The 12752-nt window shown below is 34.8% G+C and carries 8 protein-coding genes; 3 read left to right on the top strand and 5 right to left on the bottom strand.

What is annotated here, in order from left to right:
* Positions 1–174 precede the first annotated feature (174 nt).
* Positions 175–2013, bottom strand: coding sequence for a M1 family metallopeptidase (locus OXQ85_RS07685; protein ID WP_267403265.1), 1839 nt, complete (start codon positions 2011–2013; stop codon positions 175–177).
* 273 nt (positions 2014–2286) lie between these two features.
* Between OXQ85_RS07685 and OXQ85_RS07690 the strand changes: the two genes are divergently transcribed.
* Entirely contained in the window at positions 2287–2925 is a 639-nt protein-coding gene (locus tag OXQ85_RS07690) for a GldM family protein (protein ID WP_267403267.1), read from the top strand.
* A gap of 79 nt (positions 2926–3004) precedes the next feature.
* Here OXQ85_RS07690 and OXQ85_RS07695 read toward each other — a convergent pair whose 3' ends face one another.
* On the bottom strand, positions 3005–4696 hold the full coding sequence (locus OXQ85_RS07695) for a hypothetical protein (protein ID WP_267403269.1): 1692 nt from the start codon (positions 4694–4696) through the stop codon (positions 3005–3007).
* Between the two features lie 313 nt (positions 4697–5009).
* Between OXQ85_RS07695 and OXQ85_RS07700 the strand changes: the two genes are divergently transcribed.
* Positions 5010–7205, top strand: a complete 2196-nt coding sequence (locus OXQ85_RS07700) for a glutamine synthetase III (RefSeq protein ID WP_267403271.1) — start codon at positions 5010–5012, stop codon at positions 7203–7205.
* A 340-nt stretch (positions 7206–7545) separates the two neighbouring features.
* The gene (locus tag OXQ85_RS07705) at positions 7546–8259 is read left to right on the top strand and encodes a C40 family peptidase (protein WP_267403273.1); all 714 of its coding nucleotides are present in this window, start codon (positions 7546–7548) and stop codon (positions 8257–8259) included.
* A gap of 511 nt (positions 8260–8770) precedes the next feature.
* On the opposite strand, the gene OXQ85_RS07710 is transcribed toward OXQ85_RS07705, so the two are convergent.
* The 3 genes from OXQ85_RS07710 to OXQ85_RS07720 form a co-directional block, all read right to left on the bottom strand.
* Positions 8771–9352, bottom strand: a complete 582-nt coding sequence (locus OXQ85_RS07710) for a pentapeptide repeat-containing protein (RefSeq protein WP_267403275.1) — start codon at positions 9350–9352, stop codon at positions 8771–8773.
* A gap of 123 nt (positions 9353–9475) precedes the next feature.
* Entirely contained in the window at positions 9476–10705 is a 1230-nt protein-coding gene (rodA, locus tag OXQ85_RS07715) for a rod shape-determining protein RodA (RefSeq protein ID WP_267403277.1), read from the bottom strand.
* Positions 10702–12747, bottom strand: a complete 2046-nt coding sequence (locus OXQ85_RS07720) for a penicillin-binding transpeptidase domain-containing protein (protein ID WP_267403279.1) — start codon at positions 12745–12747, stop codon at positions 10702–10704. The genes rodA and OXQ85_RS07720 overlap by 4 nt, the downstream gene beginning before the upstream one ends.
* Positions 12748–12752 lie beyond the last annotated feature (5 nt).

Here is a 12752-nt window from a genome sequence, read left to right on the forward strand (position 1 = left end):
TAATTAAGTAATGTTAATTCTTATTTAATAAATAATTTTTGAACATATAAAGTGTAGAATCTGCAAATAATATTTTTTTAATCTGTCTTTTGCCGTAATTAAGTCAAAGAGAATTTAAAGAAACAAAAAAATCCCACAGCTAACTGCGGGATTCTATATATTTTAAAAGATCAATTACTTCACTTCTACAAAATTATCTTCCATATTCACATCTGCCAATCGTTGGCTGAAATCAATGCCTAAAACAGATAATTGAGATTTTGTATAAGGAACCGTTACCATATATTCCTTCTGAGTCCAAGGCCAATACGGCATCGTTTTAAACTCACCATACATATCTTTTTCTTTCCAAGTATGCGTCATGTTTAAAGGAATCTGATACGTTACAATTTTCTTATCAGTAGTCATAATACTGAAATCGATCGGCATCGGAACCTGACCTTTATTAATCAATGTAATCGTCGTAGATTTTGCATCATATTTCACATCTTTAATACCATAATCGATGGTTTTTGTGGTGTTGATCCAATAGTTTTGGAACCATTTCAAATCCATTCCTGAAACCTTCTGAGCGATGTGCAAAAAGTCTCTGTCAGACGGATGTTTCATTGCCCACTGATCGTAATATTGCTTTAAAGTTTCAGCTAAATTCTGCTCACCCATAATGTAACCCAACTGCACCAAATACAATTCTCCTTTCACATAAGAAGCATACGTATAAGATGTTCCGTTGTCGTGGTGATCGCCTAACCAAACAGCCGGCTCTTCAATTCCTTTTTTAATGAAACTTCTGTAAGCATTTAATCTTTCCATAAAAGGATTCGGAAGCTCTTCTGGAAACAACTGGTACATCACATATCCTTCCGCATAACTTGTAAAGCCTTCATCCATCCACGGGCGCATCGATTCATTGGTGGCCAACATTTGTTGATACCAAGAGTGAGAACCTTCATGAGCCATCAATCCCATTAAATCTTTAATATTTTTAGATTCACCAAGAATCATGGTACACATTCCGTACTCCATTCCGCCGTCTCCACCTTGGATAAACGCGTATGTTGGATATACATATTTACCAAAATGAGAATTCATAATCTGGAAATATTTCGTCACATACGGTTGAGCTTCCTCCCAAACTTTTGTTTTATCATTGGGTTGATATACAAAGAAAACTTTCGGGCCTTGTGGAACATCAAAACTTTTTACGATATAATCTCTGTCGGCACTCCAAGCGAAATCAAGAATGTTTTTCGCATTCCATTTCCAGGTTGCTTTTTTATTTTTTTCGGCTTTGATCTTTGCATTCGCATCGTAACCTTTTACTTCTGTAGGATTTTCAAGAATTCCTCCCGCTCCCACAACATAATCTTTATTGATTTTAATTGTCACATCAAAATCTGAAAACGGTGCATGAAACTCTCTTCCCATATAATCGAAAGTCGCCCAGCCATCGTAATCGTATTCTGCAATTTTCGGATACCATTGCGTCATCGTCATATCAACGCCTTCTCTATTATTTCTTCCGCTTCTACGGATTTGCTGAGGAATCACCGCATCCCAATCCATCGTGAAAGTAGTGGTTGAATTTGGCTTGATAGGTTCTGCCAAATACACTTTCATAATGGTTTCCTGAACTTCAAATTTCAGGTCTTTTCCGTTTTGCTTAATCCAGTGAATATTTTGTGCTCCTTCCTGATCTTTCGGAATAGAAGCTAATCTTGAAATTCCATCTTTTTGCAATCTCGAATCCCCATTTTTTCCCTGACTGGCCACTCTTTGATCCATCATCGAGTTTGGTTTAAATGCATTCCAATACAAATGGAAATAAACAACATTAAGCTCGTCCGGAGAATTATTAGTATATTCTAAAGTCTGATTTCCTTGATAAGTAAATTTTTCAGCGTTCACATCAATATCCATCTTGTACTTCGCACTCTGCTGATAATAAGGGCTCTGCTGAGCCTGAAACTGAGAAATTATAAACGCAAACAGGATTGCAACCGATTTTTTCATTTAAAATTTTTTATTTTTCTAAAGGTAGTTAATTTAAACAAGAACCTCAAATGTGGAGTTATTGTTGAGGTTTTATCTGTTTATTATAGGTTTAGATGAATTTTTATAACGTTTGTTAAAATTTTATTTTGCATATCTTTTTAAACACTAATATCACAAATATTTACACAATTTTAAAACACAAATAAATTCGTATCGCTCGTAAAAGATTAGCACAAAATATATTTAGTTTAAAAATTAATAATTTATATATTTAACTACAAAGAAATTATCTTGAAAAAAATCACTTATTATATGATTATCTTGCTTCTTTATAACAGCTGTGCATCAAGTAAGATTATAACATCTGATTCAAATATTAAACCTATTATAGAAAATAAACAACTCAACATTCTGTATAGAGGCATTAAAAATTATTTGACAATTTATGTTCCCAAATCCGACAGCATAAAAGTAGATGGAATGGGTGTCCAAAAAGAGAGTGAAAACAACTATTCCATTACTCCTTCCTTAGGTTCTTCATTAGAAATTACAATTACTTCGTTTTTTAATAGAAAAAAAGTCATTGACAAAAGAGAATTTCGAATATTGAATATTGACAAACCTTTTGCAAGTATTGGAAATAGAATAGAGCTCATTTCATTATCAAAAGAAGAACTTGCTAATTCTGTAATAAAATATGTTATCCCTCAATTTGTCATTAATTTGGAAAAGATCGGAAAATTTCGATATCAAATTAATGGTGGAGCATCAGAGATTAACTATGGGGAAGAATTTAGTACCATTGCCAAAGAAAAAATTTATAAAATGAAATCTGGTGACTCTATAGTTATTGATGATCTTCGTTTTAATTTAGAACCACCAAATACTGATTTAAAAAAAATGACAGAATTAAAAGTTTTGATTAAATAAAACCGTTTTTAAAGTATAAAAAAATCCTTCAAGGTTTTTGAAACCTTAAAGGATGGTATTGTTTTGTAAGAATTAAAAATTATTTCTTAGCAGCAACTTCTTTTTTTCCGCTTTGTAAGATCTTTTCTAAGATTCTTAATGTGATCAGATAAGTTGGTTTCACACCCGTCAATCCCAAACCACCTGAAGAAAGCGTGCTTCCCGTTTCCAAAGGATTATCCGAAGCATAATAAGCATACATCACAAAAAGATCCGGTGAGATATGATGTCTGATTTTAGACGCCACCTGAATTGCTTTTTGGTAGTGTGCACCTTCCATTTCAAGCCCAATCGCCTTCCACGAAGTATTCATGAAATAAGAAAGAATATCTCTGTTTTGAAGTGACGTTCCCAAAACGGTAATCATCGGACCTTCGAAAGCTTTCAATTCATCATCATGAAAATCTTCTTTTTTCAAAGCGTTTTCAAAAGGATAATTATCTGCCGTTCCTTCAAAAATATGTGAAGTCGGGATCATAATATCACCTTTTCCACCTTCCAGAATTCCAGCTTTACCCATGATGGAAACAGATTTTACTTTCATCATATAAACTTCTCCTTTATGCTCGTAAGGTCTTAATAATTCATCCATTACCTCATAAGCCTGTTCGCCGAAAGCGTAATCAAAAACCATAATTACATCGTCTCCACCAAATTTAATATCGTGGAAAGGCGTATTTTTAAGGTTTGTTTTGCTTAAATCAATGATCTGAACATCAATATTACTTCCGCTTTTATCATTAATATAAATTAAACCTTCTTCCAAAGCGAATTTTGAAACTTTGTCGCGAAGTTCTTTTTTATCAGAAATTTCTCCGTAAAGCTTATAATCAACCTCTTTGTTATCTTTTTTCTTTAATGCATCGTTGGCGTACAGCATATTTTTCACCGAGTGCATGTTGGCAGAAATAATGTGTAACGGACGCATGTGAAGATTGTTTTCAAATAAAACTTCTTTCACTTTGTCTGCCCATTTTTCACCAAAATAATGGTGCCCTACTCTTTCCTTTAAAATAGCACTGAAATGTATTTCTCTCTCTCTCGTCTGTTTTGCATCTTCCAGACTTACTTTTCCTAAGTTGTAGATGATTTTAAATAAACGGTCAGGATTTGTATCATCACCGAAAGTATTATAAGCGGTTAATGTTTCATCAAAAGTTCTTCCGATTAAAGAAGACAAGTGAATTAAAGCAACTTCTTTTTCTTTTCTGCTGAATTTCTTTTCACCTTTTACTACTTCTTCAATAATTTTAAAAGCACGTGTCGGTTTCCAGTTTTCATCCTGGATGAAAGCCAGATTTCTGATTTTATCGGCTTCTATAAATAAAAATGTAAGGTGAGTAAGAATATCATAAATTTCAGAACGTCCCAAAAGAACTTCAATATTCATTTGGTGTTCGTCGATTCTGTAACAGTTTCTTCTTCTCTTTTTGGGAACGATCGGCTCAAAGCTTCCTTTATCAAAACCTTCGTCTGAAGTTAAATGAATGAAAGCACATTCTTCAATACCTTCTGGAAGTCTGTCTAAAACATACATCAAACCATCCAATTCCAACTTGCTTGGAATGCTCATGGTACCGTAAATTTCCGGATTGATCGTCTTCAACAAACTTCTAATGCTTTCTCCTGAAACTCCGCTCGGCTTGAAAAAACCTCTATAAAACAAATGTCTCATAGATATGTATAGTCTTTCAATTGCTTCGGTAGTTTCTCTTGCTCTAGAATTTGTCATATATTAAAATTTTTATAAAAAGTCTGCTAAGTTACGAAAATATATTTAATATTTTAAATCGTTAAAAATCAATTACATAATTCTTGACCATTAAATAATGATAGGTTTCTAAAAGTACTATATATTAAGGTATCGAGAAAGAAATTCAGAATAATTTTTCTTCACATTAGAAACAATAATTTCGTTTACCCCTATCAAAAATCAAATCATTGTTTAAAATTTAGTTAAAATTCAAAATACCCCTTAAATTTTTGGGGTAAAAATATTTTCAATTCATTTTTTTTGTAAATTTGCCCCGTAAAAATTAACCTATATGTCAACTTTAAGATTCAAAGCGTTAGAAACTTTACCATTTAAGGACTTTAGAAGAGATAACTCTGTGGAAGTTCCTGTAAAATTATCAGAATTATTCTGCCAAAATGTTTTCTCAGAAGAAACAATGAGAGAATATTTAACGAAAGAAGCATTCCAGTCTATTATGGATGCGGTAAAAAAAGGAACTAAAATCCAGAGACACATTGCAGATCAGGTAGCAGTAGCTATGAAAGACTGGGCAATGAGCAAAGGAGTAACTCACTACACACACTGGTTTCAACCTTTGACAGGGACAACTGCGGAAAAGCACGATTCTTTCTTCACGCCAATCGAAGGAGGAAGAGCGATTGAAAGATTCAGCGGAAACTTATTGATTCAGCAGGAGCCAGATGCTTCTTCTTTCCCGAACGGAGGAATCAGAAACACTTTCGAAGCAAGAGGTTATACAGCTTGGGACCCTACTTCTCCGGCTTTCATTATGGGAACTACACTTTGTATTCCTTCCATTTTCATCTCTTATACAGGAGAAACTTTAGATTATAAAGCACCTCTTTTAAGAGCTTTGAACGCTGTAGACGAAGCTGCAACCAACGTAATGCAGTATTTCGACAAAAACGTAACAAAAGTAACTCCTACTTTAGGTTGGGAGCAAGAATATTTCCTGGTTGATTCAGCATTGTATCAATCTCGTCCGGACCTTGTATTAACAGGGAAAACTTTGTTAGGGCATTCTCCGGCAAAAGGACAGCAGTTAGATGACCACTATTTCGGTTCAATTCCTACAAGAGTAATGAACTTCATGAAAGAGTTGGAAATCGAATGTATGAAATTGGGTATTCCTGTAACAACAAGACATAACGAGGTGGCTCCAAACCAATTCGAGCTGGCTCCAATGTTTGAAGAAGTGAACGTTGCAGTAGACCACAACTCTTTGTTGATGGACGTAATGGCAAGAATTGCTCACAGACACCATTTCCACATTTTATTCCACGAAAAACCATTCGCAGGGGTAAACGGAAGCGGAAAGCACAACAACTGGTCTTTAGCAACTGATACAGGTGAAAACCTTTTAAGCCCGGGAAAAAACCCTAAGAAAAACTTACAATTCTTAACGTTCTTCGTTAACACAATTAAAGCGGTTTACGAATATGCTGACCTTTTAAGAGCAAGTATCGCTTCTGCAAGTAACGACCATAGATTAGGTGCAAACGAAGCTCCACCAGCAATTATTTCTGTATTTATCGGAAGCCAATTGTTCAGAGTTTTGGAAGAGCTTGAAAAAGTAACAGAAGGAAAACTTTCACCAGACGAAAAAACAGACCTTAAATTAAATGTAGTTGGAAAAATTCCTGAAATTTTGTTGGATAACACTGACAGAAACAGAACTTCTCCTTTTGCATTTACAGGAAATAAATTCGAGATCAGAGCGGTAGGTTCTGCAGCAAACTGTGCTGAATCTATGACGGTAATGAACACGATTGCTGCAAAACAATTAAGCGATTTCAAAAAAGAAGTTGATGCTTTAATTGAAACTGGTCTTAAGAAAGATGAAGCGATCTTCAATATTTTAAGAGAATACATCAAGCAGTGTAAAAACATTATGTTTGAAGGTGACGGATATTCTGATGATTGGGCAAAAGAAGCTGAAAAAAGAGGATTGAATAACTGGAAAACAACTCCTGAAGCACTTAAGCAGGAAATGAACCAAAAATTCCTTGATTTATATGAAGAAATCGGAGTTTTTAACCACAGAGAAGTTGAAGCCAGAAACGAGATTAAATTAGAAAAATATTCAACAGTTATCGATATTGAAGCAAGAGTTTTAAGTGATATCGCAAGAAACCACATCATTCCTTCTGCTTTAAACTATCAGAACAGATTAATTGAGAACGTAAAAGGTCTTAAAGAGATCTTCGGAGATAAAGAATTCAAATCATTGGCGAAAGAGCAAATGAGCTTAATAACAAGCATTTCTGAAAACGTTGCTACGATTAAACTGGGCGTTGAAGATTTAATTAAAGCAAGAGAAGCAGCAAAAGCTGTATCAGAAAGTCAGAAGCAGGCAGAAGAATATTGCAACAAAGTAAAACCTTTATTTGATGTGATCAGAGAAGCGTCTGATGCACTAGAAATGATGGTGGATGATGAACTTTGGCCAATGACGAAATATAGAGAAATGTTATTTACAAAGTAACATCTGTAAAGTTCCATATTAGTTAAGCTCCCCGGTATTTCCGGGGAGTTTTTTTATCTATTTTTAACAGTAGTGAAAATTAGAGTTTTATATCTTAAACCTCGATTTGTAGAAGAATATCTACAGGTTTTGTTAAAGAATCTTAATAAAAAAAACCGTACACTCACCTAAAATAGGCGGTTACGGTTTATTTTTCTTTAACATACTTAAATAATATGTTAAAATGTGTTAAAAACCAAACCTGACAATAATCATATCAAGGCTCTTTTGGCTGGAATACATACTTTTGTAATGCTTTTGAAAATAAATATTCCTTTTTAACACGGATAATCAAATATATATGAAGAAAAGAGTTTTGTTTTATTTAGTTGCTTTAGTTACTACAGTGTCTTTGCAATCGTGTGCTACTAATTATGTAGTTTCAAAACCAGCAACTTACACAAAAGAATACAAAACAGATGCCAAACTTGCTTCTCTTGATACAAAGAAAGCTGAGCTTGATAAGCAGAGATTAATTGATTCTTTCCTTGCTGAAAAAGCAGCATCTATCGCCAACGCGAAAAACGCAGTTAAAAATTCTGAGATTGCAAAGGCAATCAAACACAATAAAACAATCGACAACATCCTTACGGAAGCAGCAACATACCTTGGAACTCCTTACAGATACGGAGGAACTACAAGAAACGGTATAGATTGTTCAGCTTTCGTTCTTTCTGTTTTCGGTGCAGCAGCAGGGCTTAGCTTACCAAGAGTAGCAGCTTCTCAGGCTCAGGAAGGTGAAAAGATTGAAAAATCTGAACTTCAGAAAGGAGATTTGATCTTCTTTTCTCACGGTAGAAGAATTTCTCACGTAGGAATTGTAGAAAGCGTAGAAGAAGACGGAGAAGTGAAGTTTATTCACGCAGCCACGTCGAAAGGAGTAATGGTTTCTTCACTGAATGATTCTTATTGGGGACCAAAATACAGATTCGGAAAAAGAATGATCAATGAAAACGGAGAATCTTTAAACAATCTGGCTGCAACAACTCCAGCATCAAACGGAACAAGTTTTTAATTTTAAATAATTGATTTAAATAATGAAACCATCAAAATTTTTGATGGTTTTTTTATTGTTCATAATTTTTAACGCTATTAGAATATTTTGGATTAAGCCCAAAACTTGGGGACTACCAAAAAGTTTATATCCGTAAAGTTTGTCGTCCCGTAGGGATCTAAGCATCGTTTTAGAAAAACAAGACTGAAACAATTTTTTATTTTTTAACGCTATCGATCGCTAAAGCTTTGCATCTCATTTTAAATATTTTCAATCGCAATGGCGTTCTACTCAGCAAATGATAGCAATACTTAGCTCGCTTAACTATAAAATTTAAAGTGATCGATTTTGAACACTAAGCTCACAAAGTTTTTTTGAATACTATTTACTTTTAGTTTCACAAAGCCGTTTCACTTATATAAGTTTGAGGGATTGAATTGTCTTTAAATTTTTTCACCGCAAGCTAATAACTAATAACTAATAACTAATAACTAATAACTAATAACTAATAACTAATAACCAGCAACCAGAATCACCCGTTCTTATCAATTTCAATATCGAATTTATATAACAGACCATAGATTTGAGAAAGTGAAAATTTGGCCTTTTTAAGCCTGTTTTGAGACGGATCTATAGAATAGTTGACCGATGTTCTTAAATCTGCTTTTTCGAGGTTTGTTCTATCGAAAACAGCTCCGGAAAAATCACAGTTATTAAATACGGAATTTGATACATCACATTCAGAGAAATCGACTTCTATTAATTTTGAATCTTTAAATAAAGTTTTCTTGATTGAGGTTTGATAAAATATAGAATTGTTTAGCGAACATCCATCAAATCTGAAAGACATTCCAAACTCATTACAGTTATTGAACTGAAGTCCAAACATTTTAGATTCCTTAAAACTCACATCGCGAAAACCTGTAGAAACAAGTTTTACCATGCTTAGATTACAGCCAATAAATTCGCAGTCATTAAAATTAAAACCGGAAAGGTCTTCATATTCAAAATTACAGTTTAGGAAAGTACAGTTTTCGTACTCCCCTTTTTCTATTGGATTTTGAGTAAAGTCTACATTTTCGAAAGTTTGATCCAGAACGTATGCTTCCTTCATAAGATTTTATGATTTAATTACAATTTTTCTCGCTGATTTTGCAGATTTTGCAGATTTTTTGTCTAAAAACTTTAAAACAGAATGATTGTAAACATCCATCATCCCGTTTACACTTCAAGCCTTTTAAACCAAACTATTTTTATCCGAATAATTCAGTTTAAAGAAAATAAAAGTCATCATCGAGAAGGCAAGCAAAGAACTTCCACCATAACTAAAATACGGCAACGGAATACCAACGGTCGGGAAAAGCCCCATTACCATTCCTAAATTGATGGAAAAGTGCATGAGAAGGATCGAAGCAAAGCAATATCCAAAAACGCGATTAAAAGCGGATTTCTGTTTTTCTGCGAGGTAATAAATTCTGCCAATGAAGATCATATAGCAAAGAATCAAAACAGCGCTTCCTACAAAACCCCATTCTTCACCCACGGTACAGAAAATATAATCGGTTTCCTGCTCAGGAACGAATTTTCCTTGTGTAACGGAGCCTTCACGATATCCTTTACCTAGAAGTCCACCAGAACCGATGGCTGTTTTAGAATACAATAAGTTATAACCAGAAGTATCTCTAAACGCCTTTTCACCTTTATAAAGAACCTCAATTCTTTCTCTTTGGTGCTTAGGCAGTTTTTCTAAAATAAATGGAGAGCCGAAAGCCAAGCCACAAAGAATTAAAATAGAACCTGCAATACTTGAAATAGAAATAACATTCCAGGACATTTTATAATAATTCATCGCGATCCAACCGCCTGCAATCACTAAAATCGTAAGCACAACATAAATTGGAGGAACCGCCAAAGAAACAAGGAAAACGCCTGCAAAAAGGAATCCGATTCCAAATAGCAAACCATTTAATCCCTCTCGATATAAGGCGATAAAAAATGCAATGAAAACCAACATAGAACCCACATCGGGAATTGCCAATACAACGGCCGCCGGAATTCCTACAATCGCTAATGTTGTTAAAAGAGATTTGTTATTTTTTAAATTAAATTCCGGGCCTGAAACATAATTCGCCAACATTAAAGCCGTCCCGATTTTAGCAAACTCAACAGGCTGCATGGTAAAACTTCCGAATTTGTACCAGTTTTTCTGTCCGAGAATTTCTTTACCAAAAGGGAAAAGCCCAATCAGAAGCAGAACACCTCCGATATAAATAATTCCCGACATATTTTCGAAGAACTTACTTCTTCCGACAAAAATAATCAGCCCGACAAAAACAGAAATGCAAAAGAAAATCAATTGTTTTTCTCCTAATTTCTGGTCTACACTATAAATATTTGCAATCGCAAAAATGCAAAGCACGAAATAAAGACCGAGACCTAATTTATCTATTCCTTCCGTCCATTTCATTTCTTAGCAGGTTTTGTAGTGTTTTTGGTATTCTTAGTTTCCTCGTCTATTTTTTTCTGCAGTTTAGCTTTTTGTTCTTTGATGAATTTTAAGCTATCCTGTATTCTTTTCAGTTTAATAGAATCCGGTTTCGGATCTACATACAAACCTTTACGTTTCAAATCGAAGATCCACTGTCTTTTGTATTCAGGCATGAAACTCGAAGTAATCATTTTTTTGTAAAGATTCTCACGTTTCAGATCTCCGGTAATATATTTTTCAGCAATTACTGTACACGCCGGACCTGCCCAAGTGGCTCCAAATCCCGCATGTTCCATCACGGCAACGACAACAATTTTCGGTTTTTCGGCAGGAGCAATCAATACAAAAATAGAGTTATCTTTTCCTTGCGGAACCTGTGCAGTACCCGTTTTTGCCAACTGAGTAAAGTCGTTAGATTTCAATCCTCTTGCTGTTCCTCTTAACACTACGGCTTCCATACCTTTTAAAACAGGTTCAAAATATTTTGGATCTACCAGTGTTTGATGTTTAACTTTAAATCTCGGATCAGGATTTGGTTTTCCATCAATTGATTTTACGATGTGAGGGGTATAATACCAACCTCGGTTAGCAATTGCTCCAACATAATTGGCCAACTGAATAGGCGTTACCAAAACGTCACCCTGCCCCATTCCGTTGTAAATAGCTCCGGTTGACATTTCGTCCCAGTCTTTAAAATCTTTTCTTTGCGATCCGCTCGCTTTCATGATGGCTTTAAACCTTTTCTCATAAAAATCACCCGAAGGAATTCTTCCTTTTGCTCCTACCGCGAAGTCGTTATTTAAAAACTCACCAACGCCAAAGCTGCTCATGATCTTTTTCCATTCATCTACCCCTTTGGAAGGATTTCCGGGATATTTTTTAATGATCGCGATAAATGCATAAGTGAAGAAACAATTACTGGAAACCTGAATTGAAGGAATCAAAGGATCTGCACCCCCGTGACCTTTAATTCTTTTTCCTTTATAGAAAAATCCGCCGCCGCAAGGAAAAATAGTTTTATCCGTCATTACTCCCATTTGCATCGCCGCCAAAGCCGTCAACAATTTGAAGGTAGATCCCGGAGGATAACCCGCCTGCAAAGAACGGTCGAAAGTAGGTTTATTCTCGTAAATGGTATCTTTTGATAAAGCGTATAGATTTTTTGATTTGTTCGGACCTGTGAAAAGATTGGGATCAATATCCGGACCGGTTGCCGCAACCAAAACTTCACCATTATTAGGATCTAAAGCGACAATAGCGCCATGCTTATTCACCAACATTTCTTCAGCGGTTCTCTGAAGATCGTAATCAATGGTTAACGTAATATCTTTTCCGGTAATAACATCTTTATCTAATGTTCCGTTTTTATAAGGACCAACATTTCTAAGCTTGATATCTTTCTGAATATACTTTACTCCTTTTACACCACGAAGGTCTTTTTCGTAAGCCTTTTCAATTCCTGTTTTACCGATGAGGTCACCTGGAAGATAATAAGTTGAATCTTTTTTAATTTCTCTTTCATTCACTTCACTCGTATATCCCAAAAGGTTACCTGAAGTTGAAACTTCATATTCCCTTTGCGGACGCTGAACTATGCTAAATGCAGGATATTTAAATATAATTTCCTGAACTCTCGCAATATCTTCTCTGCTTAGATCTTTCAGAAAAGTCATCGGAGTCAGTTTAGAATAATATTTTTCTTTTTTAATAAGATCGATTTTCTTAATAAAATCAGGTTTTGAGATTTTCATTAAACTACAAAAAGCCAATGTATCAAAATCAGGTTTCATCAAGGCCTGAGTGAAAGAAATTTCGTAAGCAGGCTGATTTCCAACCATAATTTTACCATTTCTGTCGAAAATAACTCCACGTTGCGGAATTACATATTCGGTTTTAATGGATGTATTGGCCGCGTTTAAGGCATATCGGTCTGTCAATAATTGTAAATACGCAAGCCTCGCCACAAAAATAAGGGCGATGACAACGAGAACGGAGAAAACTTTTAAATAACGTGTGTTCAAACTCT

The sequence above is a fragment of the Chryseobacterium sp. GM_Chr_2 genome, from assembly GCF_026540445.1.
Taxonomy (GTDB): Bacteria; Bacteroidota; Bacteroidia; order Flavobacteriales; family Weeksellaceae; genus Chryseobacterium.